We start from the raw sequence: 17534 nt of genomic DNA, 5'->3' as shown, positions 1-17534 counted from the left end.
CCGCGGGATGCCTGGCACCTAGTTGGCGCCACCCCGGATCAGGCAGTCGGCCAGCAGCGGGGTGCCGCCATCGCCCTGTCCGGCGCCGGTGCATTCGACGGCCACCTTCTGGCCGCGGCGGACCATCGTGGCGCGCGCCTCCACTTCGCAGGCGCGCGTGCCGGGACCGCAGATCTGCTGGCGCAGCAGCGCGGCGCGCACTATCTGGTTGGGATTGTCCGTGCGGATCTCCAGGAAAACGTTGTCGTTGTCCCGGCGGATACCGCTGGCAACGCCCTCGACGATGAAGTAGCGGCCGCGATAACGGTCATCCGCGGCGGTGGCGTCGGCGCGATAGTCGTCGGCCAGTCCGTCGGCCTGGTACTGGGGCAGCGGATCGGCCGGACGGTTGGGATCGATGCTGATCGGATCGAGCGTACCGTTGCGCGGAATGCCACGCGGCAAGCTGGCGGGCTGGTCGGCGACGGCAGCGGTATCGACGGGCGCCGTTTCGTGCTTCTCGTTGCCCACGAACCACAGCAGGCCGAGAACGACGAGGGCAACGATAGCGATAAGGGTTTGTCTGGTGCGGCTCAACATCGGGATGGGGCGGGCTACAGGACTGCGAAGTTCGCCAGTGTAGCGCGCCCGGAGCCGGGTCAGTCTTCCTGCAGCAGGAAGGTCCTGGCGGCCGCCAGGATTTCGTTGGAGAGCGGCGTGCCCTGCGTGGCGCGCGACAGCATCAGGGCGCCGGCCAGCGTGGCCATCTGCGCCAAGGCCGTCTTGCGATCGGCGCTGGCATCGTCGCCGGGCTGGACGCTGACGAGGATGTCGAGCAGGCTCACCAGACCGTCATGAAACGACTCGCGCACGGGCTTGTCTTCGGACTCTCGCGCCACGTCATTGGCCAGCGCCGCAACGGGGCAACCCGCGCCTGCGTTGTTGCGATTGCGCGCGGACAGGTAGCCATCGATCAGCGACGACAACGCGGTGGCCTTGTCCGGCGCGTCGCTTACGCGCTTGCGCCAGCGCGCTTCCGATTCCTCGAACGCGCGCGTGCACGCAATGGCGGCCAGTGCATCCTTCGATTCGAAATGGCCATAGAAGCCGCCGTGCGTGAGCCCAGCGGCGCCCATCAGGTCAGCCACGCTGATGCCGTGAAATCCTTGTTCGCGGAACAGCCGCGAAGAGACCTGCTCAATGACTGCGCGGTTTCTTTCCGCTTCCGCCTTTGATACGCGCGGCATGATGTGCTCCGGTTTGCATTGTGGCCGATGGTCCGCCACATCGGCGTTCAAGTCAACGCGGCGGCGTGGAGGCTTCCTTCACCTTCCTCGCCGCGCGGCGCCATCGACTCGTCACACGATGGTCGGCCCCTGGCTGCCGAGTGCCGCAAGATACTGTGTGGTGCGATACGGCGTTGGCTCGCCGTGTTGCGCCCGGAAGTAGTGACGCAGGATCTCGGCCTGCTGCTCGAGCTTGTAACTGCCCAGGGCCTTGCCAACTTCCAGCTGGTATCGGTACTGGTTGAAACCGCAGAAGTGCCGAACCTGTTCCAGCGCGCCGCGCATCAGTACGTTGATGCCGTGTTGGTACTGCCAGACATGCGCCATCTCGTGGATGAACAATCCCTGCATGGCCAGGCTCGCCGCGCTGAAATCGTTCAGCTCGCGCAGGCTTCGCCCCAGGTAGATGTGGCCATTGGGCGTGATGATGTAGCGTGCGCCCTGCCAGATGACAAAGTTATGGTGGTGGACGCGGACTGCGGCGTAGTCAATCGTGTCCGAGAAGACAGAACGCGCGAGGGCCTGCTCGCCGGAGGTGAGGGGGCGGTGATCGGCAGTCCGTTCCATAAGCGGGATTCGCGGTGTCATCCTTCAGTGCCGACGAGCGCGTGCTGTCTGGCCTCGATCCGTTCGCTCGCTCGCACGCCCGGCACGTACGCCGGGCGGGTCGCTCACTTCCCGATACAGAACCGCGTGAAGATCGTCCCCAGCAGGTCGTCGCTGGTGAACTCACCGGTGATGCTGTTCAGGTGATCCTGCGCAAGCCGCAGCTCTTCAGCGAACAGGTCCAGCGCCTGCGCATGCTGCTCGGCGCGCGCCACGGCGCAATCAAGGTGCGATTGCGCGTTGCGCAGCGCGGTGAGGTGCCGCTCGCGGGCCAGGAACGTGCCCTCGTTGCCCGATTGCCAGCCGATCAGGCGCAGCAGCTCGCGGCGCATCAGGTCGATGCCGGCGCCGGTGCGCGCGGAAATCCAGATCTCGGTGGGATTCGGACCGTTGGCCACCACGACATGCGGACGGTTGCCGCCAAAGCCCATTTCGCCGGCCGACGGTGCCAGGTCGATCTTGTTCACGACGCGCACGATTGGCGACCCCGGCGGCAACTGGCCGCTCAGGCGGTCGTCGATGTGGTCGTCGGCTTCGGAGATACCGTGTTCGAGATAGTCGGCGGCGTCCACCAGGTGCAGCACAATATCGGCGCGGCGAATCGCATCCCAGGTGCGTTCGATGCCGATGCGCTCCACTTCGTCGGCGGCATCGTCACGCAGCCCGGCAGTGTCGATGATATGCAGCGGGATGCCGTCGATCTGGATCGTCTCGCGCACGCGGTCGCGCGTGGTGCCCGCGATCGGCGTGACGATGGCCAGTTCCGCGCCAGCCAGCGCATTGAGCAGCGACGACTTGCCGACGTTCGGCTGGCCCGCCAGCACCACCGACAGACCCTCGCGCAGCAGCGATCCCTGTCGGGCCTGCTTGAGAACGCCGGCAAGGTCCGCGCGAATGCGGGCGAGCTGACCGCGCGCGTCGGACGCTTCGAGAAAGTCGATCTCTTCTTCCGGAAAATCGAGCGTGGCTTCCACCAGCATGCGCAGGTGGATGACGTTCTCCACCAGCGCATGGATCGCGCGGGAGAACTCACCCTCCATCGAGCGCGCGGCGGAACGTGCGGCTGCCTCGGTGCTGGCTTCGATCAGATCGGCCACGGCTTCGGCCTGGGCCAGGTCCAGCTTGTCGTTCAGGAAGGCGCGGCGCGTGAATTCGCCCGGTTCGGCCACGCGCAGGCCGATCTCCGCACCCGCTTGCAGGCACCGCGACAGCAGCATCTGCATGACAACGGGGCCGCCGTGGCCCTGCAGCTCAAGCACTTCTTCGCCGGTGTAGGAATTGGGCGCGGGGAAGTACAGCGCCAGGCCATGATCGATGACTTTGCCGTGGGCATCGAGGAATGGCAGATAGGTGGCGTGACGCGGCTGCAGGGAACGGCCGCAGACGGCGCGCATGACGCTGCCGACGTCGGGCCCGGACACGCGCACGACGCCAATGCCACCGCGGCCCGGGGCGGTGGCGATGGCGGCAATAGGAAGCTGGGATGCAGTCATGTGCAGTATTGTCGCAGATCACTTTGCGGCCGGGATGGCCACGGGTCAGGCTTGCGGGTCGATGCCAAGGCATTCGCACATCAGGCGGCGCGCAACGGCGCCGTCGATGATGGCGCCAAGCGCCGTTTGCCGCGCAACGAGCTTCTTGCGCAGCTTGCCGCGGTAGCGGCGCGGCAGCACGTCGGACAGCGCCTCGATCGCGTAGCGTAGCCGCTTGTTGCCGATGCGCAGCTTGTGCACGTGTTCGGTCTTGCCGTCGCGGGCAATGCTCGCGAGTTCGCGGACCTTGTTACGCGCCTTGCGGATCCGGCGAGGGGCGAAGGTTTCCATCCGGCCCTTGGAGCCGTGCGCCGACAGATGCACCAGGTCACGCTTCAGCGTAGGCAGGGGGGCCTGCTGGTAGCGCGACAGCCTCGTCATCATCGTGGCGTGGGCGCTTGCGCGCCGGGACTGCGCCACGTCGATCAGCGCGGCAAGCAGGGTGTCTTCGGGTTGCTTCTGCAGGGCGGGCGCAAGCGTTTCGGCGATGAAGACATCCCAGTCGCGCACGTCGCCGGCGGCGTCGGCCACGTCGTGCAGCGCCTGCTTCCATCGCACTTCCACGCTGACAGGCAGTGCCGGGCCAAATGCCCAGGTCACCGCGCGCAAATGCCGGACGGCGACGCGCAGTTCGTGAACGTCCTCGACTTCGTCACGATGCTGCAATGCGTCCAGACGATCGTGGACGGCCTGCAGGCCGACCTCGCCCAGGGCCACGAACGCCGCGGCGGGACGCATCTTCCGGTGCAGCACGGGCTGACGGCTCATCGCGGTGTCTCTAATGTGGAAAGAGATTAGCTGCGCAGGTCCGTCTAGTGTAGGCGATGGCGCACGCCGACGCCGTCCGTCACCGTTTGAAAACTAACGAGTGGCCACGATGAACACGCGCGGGAACGGCAGCAGCACCGTGCCATCGGCCATCGGCGGAAAGACCCTGGCGAGCGCGGCTTCGTACTGGGCCAGGTATTCGGCGCGTTCGGCATCGTCCAACGGCGCCAGGAACGGACGCAGCCCGCTGCCCTTGAACCACTCGACAACCGCGGCTGCGCCACCTTTCAGCGGATGCTGATAAATCGTGCGCCAGATGTCCACGCGCGTGCAGTGCGGCTTCAGCATTTCGTAGTACCAGCGTTCCGACGCCAGCGCTGTACGGGCGTCGGCGGCGGCCGTGAGCTTGGGCGACCACGGGCCGTTCAGCGCCGTTTCGCGCATTAGCAGGTGCGGCGGTTCGTTGAGGTTGTCCGGCATCTGTACCGCCAGGCTGCCGCCCGGCGCTAGCTTGGCGATCAGCGACGGAAACAGCCGCGCATGGTCGGGCACCCACTGGAATACCGCGTTGGCCAGGATCACGTCCCAGGGGCCGGCATCCGCCCATTGCGAGACGTCGGCGATGTCGAAACGCAGGTTCGGCAGGCGCTTGCGGGCGGCGGCGATCATGTCGGCGTCGCTGTCCAGGCCGGTGACTTCGGCATCGGCGTAGCGCGACGCCAGGACTTCAGTGGAGTTGCCCGGGCCGCAACCGATGTCGACCACGCGCCTGGCGCTGGCGGTGGGAATGGCCCCGACCAGATCCCGCACCGGGCGGGTCCGTTCGTCCTCGAACTGTACGTATTGGTTGGCCGACCAGGTCATGGCGTATCCCCCTCCGCTGTATTGATGGATTTAAGTCTTATATAAGACATAAGACATGAAGCATACGCCGAAAAAGAAAAACCCGGCTAGCAGCCGGGTTTTTCGTGGGTCGGGTTTGCAACCTGGGAGGTCAGCTCTTGGCTACCGCCGCGGCCTTGCCCTTGCCGAGCATGCGGTTGATTTGCCACTGCTGGGCGATCGACAGGATGTTGTTCACCACCCAGTACAGCACGAGGCCGGCGGGGAAGAAGAAGAACATGAACGAGAACACCAGCGGCATGATCATCATGACCTTGGCCTGCACGGGGTCCGGCGGGGTCGGATTCAGCTTGGTCTGCACGAACATCGACACGGCCATCACAACCGGCAGGATGTAGAACGGGTCAGGCACCGACAGATCGTGGATCCAGCCCAGCCACGGCGCGCCGCGCATTTCCACCGACGACAGCAGCACCCAGTACAGCGCGATGAACACCGGAATCTGGATCACGATCGGCAGGCAGCCGCCGAGCGGATTGACCTTCTCCGTGCGGTACAGCGCCATCATTTCCTGGTTCATCTTCTGCGGATCGCCCTTGTGGCGCTCGCGGATGGCCGTCATGCGCGGCTGCAGGTCCTTCATCTTGCCCATCGACTTGTAGCTGGCAGCCGACAGCGGGAAGAACACCAGCTTGATCAGCACGGTCAGCGCGATGATCGACCAGCCCCAGTTGTTCAGGAAGCCGTGCAGCTTTTCCAGCAGCCAGAACAGCGGCTTGGCGAGGATGGTCAGCCAGCCATAGTCCTTGACCAGTTCCAGGCCCGGCGTGATCTGCTCGAGCATGCGCTCTTCCTGCGGACCGGCGAACAGGCGGGCATCGGTGCTCACCGTGGCGCCCGGGGCGATCTGGCCCAGCGGTTGCTGGATGCCAACACGGTACAGGTTCGGGTCGATCTGCTCGGCGTAGAAGCTGTGCTGCTTGCCGGTCTGCGGAATCCAGGCCGAAGCAAAGTAGTGCTGCACCATCGCCACCCAGCCATTTTCCGTGGCGGCGGGCACGCTTGCCTTGCCCTTGGAAATATCTTCGAAGCTGAGCTTGTGATACTTGTCGGCGTTCGTGTAGATGGCCGGGCCCGTGAACGTGCTGTAGAACTGCGACTGTTCCACCTTGCTGCCGTCACGCGCCAGTTCCATGTACAGCGTCGGCGAGACCGGGGCGGTGCCGGCGTTCGTCACGTCAAAGCGTGCGTCCACCACGTAGCTGCCCTTGTGGAACGTGTACGTCTTCACGAACTTCACGCCGTTCTTTTCAGCGGTCAGCACGACGTCGAGCTTGTCCTGGCCCGGGGCCAGGGAGCGGGCGCCCGGCGCTGCCGTGAACACCGTGGTGTGGTTCGGCAGATCGCCACCGATCAGGCCCGAGCGGGCCAGGTAGGTGCGCTGTGCGTCACGCTCGAACAACGTGACCGGCTTGCCGTCCTTCTCGTGCTCGTTGAGCAGTTCCAGGCGCGACAGGATGCCGCCGGCGGTGTCGATTTCGGCGCGCACTTCATCAGTGGTGACGATGACCTTCTCGCCGGTGGGCTGTGCGGCCGCCTGCGGGGCGGACGGCACGGCACCCGGTGCCGAAGCGTTCGCCGCGCTGGCCTTGGGCACGTCACCCTGGGCCGTGGCGCCGCTTGCACCACCGGCCGGTGCGGCCTGCTGTTGCGTGTTGGCGCTCGGGAAGAACATCGACGCGTGGCCGTTGGCGCGCTGCCAGTTGTCGTAGAGCAGCACGAGGGACATCGAGAAGATGACCCACAGGATGGTGCGTTTGATATCCATGTCTCGCTATGGTCTGGGGGATCAGGGTCGGGGGAGCCGGACCGTGACGGACGGGCGGCCGGCCGCGGATGCGGCGGCAGTTCCGTTTACTGCAGGCTCGGGCACGGGATCATACCCGCCCTTTGCGAAAGGATGGCAACGGCATAGTCTGCACGCGGCCATCCACGTGCCGCGCGCCGGTCCATGACTGACAATGGCGTCGCGGGCATAGTCGGAACAGGTAGGCAGGAAGCGGCACTGCGAGCCCAGGTAGGGACTCAGGGCGATCTTGTAGATTCGCAGCAGGGCTAGCAGGATTCGCTTCATGATGATGGTCAGGCTGGCGCGGCAGGTGCAACGGGTCCGCCGGATGCCGGGACGGGCGGCAGCGGCTTGGCGGCCACATCCAGCAAGCTGCTGATCTCGGTCAGGCAGGCGCGCCGTATGGCAGACCGGCTGGCAAAGTCCGCGCGCGGAAACTTTGCCTGCAGCCGCAGCAGGATGTCGCGGCCCGCGAATTGGGCCTGCCGGGTCCGAAACAGTTCCCGCACCATGCGCTTCACCAGATTGCGCTCGGCGGCGCGCGGTGCGAACTTCTTGCCGACGACAATGCCCAGCCGCGCCTGCGGCTGGCCGTTGGCCCGCACATACAGCACGAAATGCGTGCTGCGACGGCGGGGCCGCAAAGCAAAAACGGATGAAAACTCATCCGTCTTTGTAAGCCTCGCGGCTTTGGGGAAGGCATGGTCCGACACGCTGGTCAAAGCTAGCGGGGAAGCCGTGCTTCGGCGGCGGCGCTCCTGGCCATCCTGAGTGCGAGGCGCTTGGCCGGACGACTTTCGCAGGTGCAACGGCGAACCGTCACACTGCCAGCCATCCAGGCCGATCGCCCGGCGCTCAGATTGCCAGGCGCTTGCGGCCCTTGGCGCGACGAGCGTTGATCACGGCACGGCCGCCGCGGGTCTTCATGCGCACGCGGAAACCATGGGTACGCTTGCGGCGGGTAACGGAAGGTTGGTAGGTACGTTTCATGTTGCACTCTCTGGTTGATCCGGGCTTTCCGGGCGCCGGCCGATGCCGGGGTGCCTTGGCCGCCGCGTATGGTTCGCATGGGGCTGCCGCAATGCAGACGCTCACTATTCTGGCGAGGTTGCTGCGGCCATGCCGACGATTCTGGTTCTGTCTTGCTGCCGGCCGCCGCTGGCTTTGCCCATCGGGGGGCAGAAGCGCTGGCGGGGATCAGGCCGCTTGCCTGATGCCGCACACGTTTACGCGTATACGGTACTGGCCAGACCCGGCGATGCGCATACGTGATCCCCTGCCGCATCGCAGAACCCGCCATTTAACCGATTTTCGTCGCGGGTGTCAAGGCACCGAACGATCAGTTCCAGCAGGCGCGCCACATGTGCGTGGCAGGTCGCTGCAAACGCCGGTGCGCCATTGTCCACAACATCCAGTGGGTAACTCTGTGGGTATTCCCGGTCACCTATCGGTGTTAATTTGAGAGATCAAGTTCTTGTTTCCGATGGATTATCGGGCGTGCGAGGTCCAGTAGGCGTGCGGCTCCCGGACGAGTTGTGCACACGAATCCACTGATTTTTCACAACTTGTCCACAGGGTTATCCTTTGTGGATAACTTGGGGCGGGGGGTACAATCCCGGTCCAAACACTACACGGGCCGCGTGGCGCACGCACAACCCGGGACTGCCTGCCTCCGGTATACCGCGATGTATACCGACTGACCGCCGTTTCGATGCCTGGCTTCGGGACGGTGTATTGCCTTTCGCGCGTCGACACGAAGCGAAAAGGCATGCAGCAGACCCGTGGCGCGCGCGTTGCGTCACCCGTGACGTGCCATCGATGCGAGGGCACGATCACTTAAAAGAACACATGCAAGATTTCTGGCAGGCAGCAGCCGCGCAACTCGAGCGCGAACTGACGCCGCAACAATTCAAAACCTGGATCAAGCCGTTGGCGCCAGTCGCCTTCGACGAGGAAGCGCATGCGCTGCGGATTGCCGCGCCTAACCGCTTCAAGCTCGATTGGGTGAAGAGCCAGTTCTCGGGCCGCATCACAGCACTCGCGTGCGAATACTGGGAAACGCAGGTCAGCGTTCACTTCGTCCTCGATCCCGCAGCATCGGGCCGCGCGGCCACCTATACGCAACAGGCCATGCAGCAGGGCCACGACAACGGCATGGCGCACGCCCCGATGGGTGCGGGCGGCGCGCCTTATCCCGGCATGGCTGCCGGAGCGCAGGCCGGCATGCCGGGCCAGGCTTTCAGCCACGCACCCGGGCAGCATCCGCAGCCGTCCCAGGCGGGCGGTTATCACGACTATGCCGGCCAGGCCAACGGTGGCCAGCCTGGCTACGGTGCGCCGTCCGGTCAGGCGCCCTACCCGGCCGCGCCGGGTGCCGTGCCGCACCGCGGCGCGGCACCGACCGGACATCCGCTGCAGGGCGGCGCCAACGCGCAGATGCAGGATATGGGCGACATCGACATGGCCCAGATGGATGCGTCGGAAGCCAGTGCCCGCTCCTACCGCGTGCCGTCCCAGCAGCCGGCGGCGGCCGGTGCGCAGCCGAACGACACGGTGCACGAGCGCTCGCGCCTGAACCCGATCCTGACGTTCGACAATTTCGTGACCGGTAAGGCCAACCAGTTGGCGCGTGCCGCGGCCATCCAGGTGGCCAACAATCCGGGCAAGTCCTACAACCCGCTCTACCTTTACGGCGGCGTGGGCCTGGGTAAGACCCACCTGATTCACGCCATCGGCAACTTCATGCTGATGGAGAACCCGCGCGCGCGCATCCGCTATATCCATGCGGAACAGTACGTGTCCGATGTGGTGAAGGCGTACCAGCGGAAGGCGTTCGACGAATTCAAGCGCTATTACCACTCGCTGGACCTGCTGCTGATCGACGATATCCAGTTCTTTTCGGGTAAGAACCGCACGCAGGAAGAATTCTTCTACGCGTTCGAGGCGCTGATTGCCAACCGCGCGCAGGTGATCATCACCAGCGATACGTATCCGAAGGAAATCACCGGCATCGACGACCGGCTGATCTCGCGCTTCGACTCCGGCCTGACCGTGGCGATCGAGCCGCCCGAGCTGGAAATGCGCGTGGCGATTCTGATGAAGAAGGCCGCGGCCGAAAACGTGAGCGTGCCGGAGGAAGTCGCGTTCTTCGTGGCCAAGCACCTGCGTTCGAACGTGCGAGAACTGGAAGGCGCGCTGCGCAAGATCCTGGCGTTCTCGAACTTCCACGGCAAGGACATCACGATCGACGTCACGCGTGAAGCGCTCAAGGATCTGTTGACCGTTCAGAACCGCCAGATCTCCGTGGAGAACATCCAGAAGACCTGCGCCGACTTCTACAACATCAAGGTCGCGGACATGTACTCGAAGAAGCGGCCCGCCAACATCGCGCGGCCGCGCCAGATTGCGATGTACCTGGCCAAGGAACTGACGCAGAAGAGCCTGCCGGAGATTGGCGAGCTGTTTGGCGGACGCGACCACACCACGGTGCTGCACGCCGTGCGCAAGATCGCCGACGAGCGTGGCAAGGACGCGCAACTGAACCACGAGCTGCACGTGCTGGAACAGACGCTCAAGGGCTGATTAGCGTTTTTGAAGGCCGGCCTTGCCGGGCTGGCATACTACTGGGTGCGCGCCCGGCGGCAAACGGGCGTCTGAACAACTGTTGTATCGCGGGATTCCGGCCTCAGATAAGGCTTTGCGGTGAGTCGGGACGAATTGGCGCTGATTGGCGGCCTGGGCGTGGCATTTTGTGCACAACCAGGCGCCGCGCCGGATTCGCCCCGCTTCACCGCAGCGGCTTATCCTTGGTACAATCCGGCATTAACTCGTTGATTCCAAAGTAAATTTGTAAATCGCGAGTTTCACCTGATTCCGCGGTCGCCGACGACAAACGACGAAGGATAAATTCAATGCAATTGGTCAAAACCTCGCGAGACAATCTGCTGCGTCCGCTGCAAATCGTGAGCGGCATCGTGGAGCGCCGCCACACCCTCCCGATCCTGGCCAACCTGCTGATTCGCAAGTCCGGCTCGAACGTGTCCTTCCTCTCGACCGACATCGAGATCCAGATCACCACGCACGCCGAATGCGGCGTTGGCAGCGACGATGTGGCCACCACCGTGGCCGCGCGCAAGCTGCTCGACATCCTGCGTGCGATGCCCGATGGCGACGTGGCGCTGTCACTGAACGACAAGCGCATGACCGTGCAATCGGGCAAGAGCCGCTTTGCGCTGCAGACGCTGGCCGCGGAGGAATTCCCGACCGTTGCCGAAGCCGCCGAATTCAACGCCAGCGTGAGCCTGCCGCAGAAGACGTTCAAGCATCTGCTGGCGATGGTGCATTTTGCGATGGCCCAGCAGGACATCCGCTACTACCTGAACGGCATGCTGCTGGTGGTGGACGGCAAGAAGGTCATGGCCGTGGCTACCGACGGCCACCGCCTGGCGTATTGCGGCGTGGAACTCGAAAACGAAGCCACTGGCGTGGGTTCGCGCCAGGAAGTGATCATCCCGCGCAAGACCATTCTGGAACTGCAGCGCCTGCTGGAAGACACCGACGATCCCGTGCAGGTGCAACTGGCCGCGAATCAGATCAAGTTCACGTTCGCCAACGTGGAACTGATCAGCAAGCTCGTGGAAGGCAAGTTCCCGGACTTCCAGCGCGTGATCCCGAAGGGCTACAAGAATGCGTTTGCGATCGACCGCGTGCAACTGCAGCAGGCGCTGCAGCGTACGGCGATCCTGACCACCGACAAGTTCAAGGGCGTGCGCTGCATTCTGGATACGCACGTGCTGAAGATCAGCTCGACCAACGCCGATCAGGAAGAGGCGCAGGAAGAACTGGAACTCGATTATTCGGGCGACGCGCTCGATATCGGTTTTAACGTGACGTACCTGCTCGACGTGCTCGCCAACCTCAAGAGCGAGCAGGTGCAGGTCAGCCTCGGCGACTCCAATTCGAGTGCGCTGATTACCGTGCCGGAAGACGACAACTTCAAGTACGTCGTGATGCCGATGCGCATTTGATGGCCAGCACCGAGCCGCCATCCATACACAATCGGGCACACACCGCAGCAGGGGCCGGATCAAGGCGATCCGCCCCTTTTGCCGTTTTTAAGTAACCCGCAGATGCGGATTTGCCGCACCCGCCGCCATCCGGCGCAGGTTCGGAATTCTTCGCATTTGCCGTGAGTATCGTGAGTAGGAAAACATGACCGATCAGCAGAAACCGCAGCAGGAAAACACTTACGGCGCCTCTTCGATCCAGATCCTGGAAGGCCTGGAAGCGGTGCGCAAGCGTCCCGGCATGTATATCGGCGATACGTCCGACGGCACCGGCCTGCACCACCTGGTGTTCGAGGTGCTCGACAACTCGATCGACGAAGCGCTGGCCGGCTATTGCACCGAGATCCTGGTCACGATCCATAGCGACAACTCGATCTCGATCGTGGACAACGGCCGCGGCATTCCGCCGGCCGTCAAGTTCGACGACAAGCACGAGCCGAAGCGCAGCGCGGCGGAAATCGCCATGACCGAGCTGCACGCCGGCGGCAAGTTCAACCAGAACAGCTACAAGGTGTCGGGCGGCCTGCACGGCGTGGGCGTGTCGTGCGTGAACGCATTGTCCAAGTGGCTGCGCCTGACGGTGCGCCGCGATGGTCAGGTCAACCTGATCGAATTCGCCAAGGGCGAAGTGCAGAACCGCATCGTCGAAACGGTGACCGGCCCGGATGGCCAGCCCGTGGAAGTCTCGCCGATGAAGATCATTGGCGCCACCGACAAGCGCGGCACCGAAGTGCACTTCCTGGCCGACGAGGAAATCTTCACGAACGTCGAGTTCCACTACGAAGTGCTGTCCAAGCGCATCCGCGAACTCTCGTTCCTGAACAACGGCGTGCATATCAAGCTGGTCGACCAGCGCACCGGCAAGGAAGAGGACTTTGCGTTCGCGGGCGGTGTGAAGGGCTTTGTCGAGTACATCAACCGTGCAAAGACCACGCTGCATCAGAACATCTTCTACGCGAACGCGGAAAAGGATGGCATCACTGTGGAAGTGGCCATGCAGTGGAACGATGGCTACAACGAGCAGGTGCTCTGCTTCACGAACAACATTCCGCAGCGTGACGGCGGTACCCACCTGACCGGCCTGCGCGCCGCGATGACGCGCGTCGTCAACAAGTACATCGAAGAAAACGAAATCGCCAAGAAGGCGAAGGTCGAAACCAGCGGCGACGACATGCGCGAAGGCCTGGCCTGCGTGCTGTCGGTGAAGGTGCCCGAGCCGAAGTTCAGCTCGCAAACCAAGGACAAGCTCGTCTCGTCCGAAGTGCGCCTGCCCGTGGAGGAACTGGTCGGCAAGGCGCTGACCGACTTCCTGCTGGAAACGCCGAACGACGCCAAGATCATCTGCGGCAAGATCGTTGACGCCGCGCGCGCCCGCGAGGCCGCCCGCAAGGCCCGCGAAATGACGCGCCGCAAGGGCGTGATGGACGGCATGGGCCTGCCGGGCAAGCTGGCCGACTGCCAGGAAAAGGACCCGGCGCAGTCCGAGCTGTTCCTGGTGGAGGGTGACTCCGCAGGCGGCTCGGCCAAGCAGGGCCGCGACCGGAAGTTCCAGGCAATCCTGCCGCTCAAGGGCAAGATCCTGAACGTCGAACGTGCGCGCTTCGACAAGATGCTGTCGAGCCAGGAAGTGCTGACGCTGATCACCGCGCTGGGCACGGGCATCGGCAAGGAAGACTACAACCTCGACAAGCTGCGCTACCACCGCATCATCATCATGACCGATGCGGACGTGGACGGCTCGCACATCCGCACGCTGCTGCTGACGTTCTTCTATCGCCAGATGCCCGACATCATCGAGCGTGGCTACGTCTACATCGCGCAGCCGCCGCTGTACAAGATCAAGCACGGCAAGGAAGAGCGCTACATCAAGGACGACACCGAGCTGAACGCGTACATGCTGAAGCTCGCAATGGAGAAGGCTGGCCTGATTCGTCCGGACGGCAGCGAAATCGCCGGTGACGCGCTGAGCGAGCTGGCTCGCCAGTATCAGCTCACCGAAGGCGTGATCGGCCGCCTGTCGCGTATCGTCGATACAGACGCGCTGCGCGCCATCGCCGACGGCGTGGTGCTTGACCTGGACAACGCCGCCGCGGCGGAAGCATCGGCCGTGGCCCTGAAAGCCAAGCTTGCCGAGATGCACGCCAAGACGCTGATCGGCGCCGCTGTGAACGACGACGGCACCGCCGACGTCTACGCACAGTTCGACGAGAAGACCGACAAGCATCGTCTGATGATCGCGCGCCGCCACCACGGCAACGTGCGCCTGTCGCACGTGGACGCGGACTTCGTCCACGGTGCCGACTACGCTGCGCTGGCTCGCGCTGCCACCACGTTCCAGGGCCTGATCCCGGACGGCACCAGGGTCAAGCGCGGCGAAGGCGAAAAGATGCGCGAACAGACCGTGGCGGATTTCCACCAGGCCATGCAATGGCTGCTGACCGAAGCCGAACGCGGCGTCTCGCGTCAGCGCTACAAGGGCCTGGGCGAAATGAACCCCGAGCAGCTGTTCGAAACCACGCTCGACGTCACGCAACGCCGCCTGCTGAAGGTGCAGATCGAAGACGCGATCGCCGCGGACCAGATCTTCACGACACTGATGGGCGACGAGGTGGAGCCGCGCCGGAACTTCATCGAGTCGAATGCGTTGGTGGCACGGAATATTGATGTTTGATATTCGCCTGTAGTGTACGGAATCGGAATTCGTGAGACTACGTGCTTCTCTGTGAGACTGAAAATTTGGAATTAGTGCGACTGGCGTGCACATGCCTCGAGATCAGGCGGCGTGTGCGCCAGGAGCGCGACCAGATAACTCAAGGACGCTGTTGCACGGAGGAGACGTGCAGCTCTATTTCGACGGCACGGCGACCGCCGTAGAGAACCGGAAATAGCTGGACCAGCCGCGCTTTTGCTAGACCGGAAACCCGAAATAGCCGGTCCCCTGCGCAGCCAATTCAAGCGATTCCTGAAGGGCAAGGGTCGGCCGGTGGTGCGACGTCGGGGCCGGTTCGGCGGGGCGACCCTGAGCCATTTCTCAACGCATGTTGCCGTTTTCTCCTGCATCCGTTCGCTGTTTTTAGATGTAGTCGAGCCATTCCTTGGATGGCTCTCGGCCGGCGCGGCGGTCGCGCGCATCCCAAGCCTGCTTAGCGGCCTGAAACGTCTTCCATTCTCTTTCTCTCAGCTTCTCCGCTCTCGGGCCGTCAAGGTCGAAGTGGCCATATTCGTTGTAGCCCCAGCTGCCCTTGTCGCCACCGCTGATGATCGCCGTTGTGAAGCTAACCAGGCGCGGATCCGGGTGCAGGAAGAATCGGCTACCGCCCAGCTTGGGCCAGTTGCGCTCTGCTAACGCTTTTTCGGGATACAGCCAATCTCGGTTGGGGGACGCAATGTACCTGCGGGCGTGGCTCTTCAGGATGTGGTTGATCGCCACCACCTCCTGTTCCTCCAGCGCATGGCCGCGCTGCACCTTGCGCAGGTCAAAATGGGCGTTGGCAAAGTAACGGGGGTTCTCGCGGATCTTGAGCTGATTGCCTTTGGGATTGCGGACGTACTGGAGGTTGGTGATGATCAGACAATGCTCGCTATCGAGCGGGAACAAAGTCTGCGTGCCAATGCGCTCGATGCGTGCCATTCCGAAGTTCTGAACCTCAGCCGATCCCGGAAATACTTGCCGGTTGTACGTTGTCACCGGGCTGTCACTGATGATGAGCTTCGTCGGCGAGTCTTTGCAGTGCATTACGGCCCATACGCTCTCCACCCAGATCGTGTGATACACCTGCCCTGCGGTATGGAGGGTATGCAGCGTCTGCTGATGATCCGTGCTTCTGGCGAGCGCCTGCAGCAGGCTCAACCCCTTGGGCGTCCGGAAGAGTTGCGCGGACAGGTAGTCGACCATGCCGCGGAATGCCTCATGCACACCGTCGCGCATGCCGTAGTCGGCAAAGAAGGCCACCGCCTTCTCGCCAATGGTGTCTACCCTACCGAAGAAGGTCTTCTCCAGTACGTCTGTTGCATACTGGCCGAAGTAGAGCGTGTAGAGATGATCCTGCTGGAAGCAGTTGACCGGCCCAAGGTGCCGCAATGCCTTGCGGGTTGTCGTGGTGCCGTCGGGGCGCTTAATCACCTCCGGCTTTAGGTCGAGATACCAGAGCTTCGATTGTCCAGGTGCCAGGAAGCGCCGCTGATACCACTGCGGCACATAGTGATTGCGAACAGTGAAACTCATGTGGCTAGTTCAGGGCTTGGTTACCGATGCCCCAGCGGGTGAGGGGCGCTTTACCTCAACCGGAGACACTTCGCCGCTGCATTTATTGAATTTGAACAACATCCCCAGCGCCTCCTTCAGATCCCAGCATTGGTCCTTCACAACCGGCGCCGCAACCAGATTCTTGAAATACGCGGGCATATTCCCGAGTGCGAAGATCAAGACAAAGAAGGCGAAGAACACAAGCATGGCGCTCAAGATGCCCCGTGCATCTTCATGAAGAGCCGCAATGATTGCGGCGATTGCGCCACCCGACGGCGGCTTAGGAGTGGGGTCGCTCATTGCAAACCTCTAACGGAACAAGAATCCGAGCTGGGTGAAGCGATGAGGACTATATGGGCCCGAGACCACCGCGCATGTTTCACCCTGGACCATTGCGAGCAGAGTGCTCAATAAACCATCCGAGTTCATAGAAGGGAAAAGGCCGCGCGCGTCGCTGCGACTGTGGCGACCTTAGTCGAAAGAACTCGTCTAATGTGCGTCCGCCACATGCAGGCGCTTCCACAAGCGCGCCGCTTCTTGCGCCGCGACCGCAGCGAGAATGTTGAAAATTGCTGTTATCAAAGCGACCAGCATAAATCCTAGGCCGGTCCAAGATTGCAACTTGACGGTCTGTTTTACAAGCGAGTCGATGGATTTCTCTTGCAGCGCTTTGCAGATTACATCGGTTTCGGAGTCGAGAAAGCCGGTCATCTGAGACAATTTCGACTTATCTGTGCACTCAGCCGCAGTAAACGTCCAGCCCCCGAGAGGCGCGCTTACTGTTGTTGCATCAGTCTTGAACCAAGTCTTTGACGCTCGCATTTGAAAATAGGCGAACTGGGATGCAGCAACCTGCCCTACACAAACCATCGCGAGAAACGCTGCGCATGCGATAGCGAGTCGGCTCGGAAGAAAGTGTTTTGGCGGCTGCACCAAAATTTCTGAGGTGCTTACATCAATCCATGATCTCATTTTTTGAAGACGGAACATGCCAACTCCATGTTCACTCATCCATAAAATGAGCCTTCGCACCTCCGTCATGGTCTCTACTTTCAAGCGATAGAGAAAGCGAAACCGCTCCAGGTCTCGGTTTTCCTGAAAGATGACCTTCAGATCAGGAGTGAACCGCCCCGGGAACCGTGGAGGCTGGTTGGTTTAAGTTAATAGCGGTTCAGCGGCAGGCATTTGAAGCTGCCGATAGTAGTTTGTATATGAACGTCTCCCGTTTGAGCAAGCTCTCTTGTGTGTAGACGGACAGGATGGGTTGCAGCTGTATATCCGGCCTTGTTGCAGCCGGTTTCTCTGCTGCGGGCCCCGATGAAATCCGCTGACTTGCGCCTTATTGCCTCAACGAGCTTT

General features: G+C 62.7%; 17 protein-coding genes. 3 read left to right on the top strand and 14 right to left on the bottom strand.

Annotation, left to right across the window (positions count from 1 at the left end):
* Positions 1-18 precede the first annotated feature (18 nt).
* From AC3FLX_RS13875 to rpmH, 10 genes are all read right to left on the bottom strand, one after another.
* The gene (locus AC3FLX_RS13875) at positions 19-579 is read right to left on the bottom strand and encodes an OB-fold putative lipoprotein (protein WP_488697397.1); all 561 of its coding nucleotides are present in this window, start codon (positions 577-579) and stop codon (positions 19-21) included.
* A gap of 59 nt (positions 580-638) precedes the next feature.
* Positions 639-1226 (bottom strand): TetR/AcrR family transcriptional regulator, encoded by a 588-nt coding sequence (locus tag AC3FLX_RS13870; RefSeq protein ID WP_488697395.1) that lies wholly within the window; start codon positions 1224-1226, stop codon positions 639-641.
* A 111-nt stretch (positions 1227-1337) separates the two neighbouring features.
* On the bottom strand, positions 1338-1832 hold the full coding sequence (locus AC3FLX_RS13865; RefSeq protein ID WP_488697393.1) for a hypothetical protein: 495 nt from the start codon (positions 1830-1832) through the stop codon (positions 1338-1340).
* Positions 1833-1936: 104 nt separating this feature from the next.
* Positions 1937-3364, bottom strand: a complete 1428-nt coding sequence (gene mnmE, locus AC3FLX_RS13860; RefSeq protein WP_488697391.1) for a tRNA uridine-5-carboxymethylaminomethyl(34) synthesis GTPase MnmE — start codon at positions 3362-3364, stop codon at positions 1937-1939.
* Positions 3365-3409: 45 nt separating this feature from the next.
* Positions 3410-4171, bottom strand: a complete 762-nt coding sequence (locus tag AC3FLX_RS13855; protein ID WP_488697389.1) for a CHAD domain-containing protein — start codon at positions 4169-4171, stop codon at positions 3410-3412.
* Positions 4172-4264: 93 nt separating this feature from the next.
* The gene (gene tam / locus AC3FLX_RS13850) at positions 4265-5035 is read right to left on the bottom strand and encodes a trans-aconitate 2-methyltransferase (RefSeq protein ID WP_488697388.1); all 771 of its coding nucleotides are present in this window, start codon (positions 5033-5035) and stop codon (positions 4265-4267) included.
* Between the two features lie 130 nt (positions 5036-5165).
* Positions 5166-6842: a membrane protein insertase YidC gene (gene yidC, locus AC3FLX_RS13845; protein WP_488697386.1), complete on the bottom strand. Its 1677-nt coding sequence runs from the start codon at positions 6840-6842 to the stop codon at positions 5166-5168.
* A gap of 21 nt (positions 6843-6863) precedes the next feature.
* Positions 6864-7148: a membrane protein insertion efficiency factor YidD gene (gene yidD / locus AC3FLX_RS13840; protein ID WP_488697384.1), complete on the bottom strand. Its 285-nt coding sequence runs from the start codon at positions 7146-7148 to the stop codon at positions 6864-6866.
* A gap of 8 nt (positions 7149-7156) precedes the next feature.
* Positions 7157-7576: a ribonuclease P protein component gene (gene rnpA / locus AC3FLX_RS13835; protein WP_488697382.1), complete on the bottom strand. Its 420-nt coding sequence runs from the start codon at positions 7574-7576 to the stop codon at positions 7157-7159.
* A 142-nt stretch (positions 7577-7718) separates the two neighbouring features.
* Positions 7719-7853 (bottom strand): 50S ribosomal protein L34, encoded by a 135-nt coding sequence (rpmH, locus tag AC3FLX_RS13830; RefSeq protein ID WP_008650850.1) that lies wholly within the window; start codon positions 7851-7853, stop codon positions 7719-7721.
* An 858-nt stretch (positions 7854-8711) separates the two neighbouring features.
* Between rpmH and dnaA the strand changes: the two genes are divergently transcribed.
* From dnaA to gyrB, 3 genes are all read left to right on the top strand, one after another.
* Positions 8712-10445, top strand: a complete 1734-nt coding sequence (gene dnaA / locus AC3FLX_RS13825) for a chromosomal replication initiator protein DnaA (RefSeq protein ID WP_488697380.1) — start codon at positions 8712-8714, stop codon at positions 10443-10445.
* 329 nt (positions 10446-10774) lie between these two features.
* Entirely contained in the window at positions 10775-11890 is a 1116-nt protein-coding gene (gene dnaN, locus AC3FLX_RS13820; RefSeq protein ID WP_488697378.1) for a DNA polymerase III subunit beta, read from the top strand.
* 184 nt (positions 11891-12074) lie between these two features.
* Positions 12075-14600 (top strand): DNA topoisomerase (ATP-hydrolyzing) subunit B, encoded by a 2526-nt coding sequence (gyrB, locus tag AC3FLX_RS13815; RefSeq protein ID WP_488697376.1) that lies wholly within the window; start codon positions 12075-12077, stop codon positions 14598-14600.
* 402 nt (positions 14601-15002) lie between these two features.
* Here gyrB and AC3FLX_RS13810 read toward each other — a convergent pair whose 3' ends face one another.
* The 4 genes from AC3FLX_RS13810 to AC3FLX_RS13795 form a co-directional block, all read right to left on the bottom strand.
* Positions 15003-16154: a DUF4238 domain-containing protein gene (locus tag AC3FLX_RS13810; protein ID WP_488697374.1), complete on the bottom strand. Its 1152-nt coding sequence runs from the start codon at positions 16152-16154 to the stop codon at positions 15003-15005.
* A gap of 9 nt (positions 16155-16163) precedes the next feature.
* Positions 16164-16475 (bottom strand): hypothetical protein, encoded by a 312-nt coding sequence (locus tag AC3FLX_RS13805; RefSeq protein WP_488697372.1) that lies wholly within the window; start codon positions 16473-16475, stop codon positions 16164-16166.
* A 189-nt stretch (positions 16476-16664) separates the two neighbouring features.
* Positions 16665-17288, bottom strand: coding sequence for a DUF6216 family protein (locus AC3FLX_RS13800; protein ID WP_488697854.1), 624 nt, complete (start codon positions 17286-17288; stop codon positions 16665-16667).
* A gap of 47 nt (positions 17289-17335) precedes the next feature.
* A partial coding sequence (locus AC3FLX_RS13795; RefSeq protein ID WP_488697368.1) for a hypothetical protein occupies positions 17336-17534 on the bottom strand: 199 nt, incomplete at its 5' end.

It is taken from the genome of Cupriavidus sp. 291-E7 (assembly GCF_057798835.1).
This window is presented reverse-complemented; position numbering and strand designations above follow the sequence as displayed.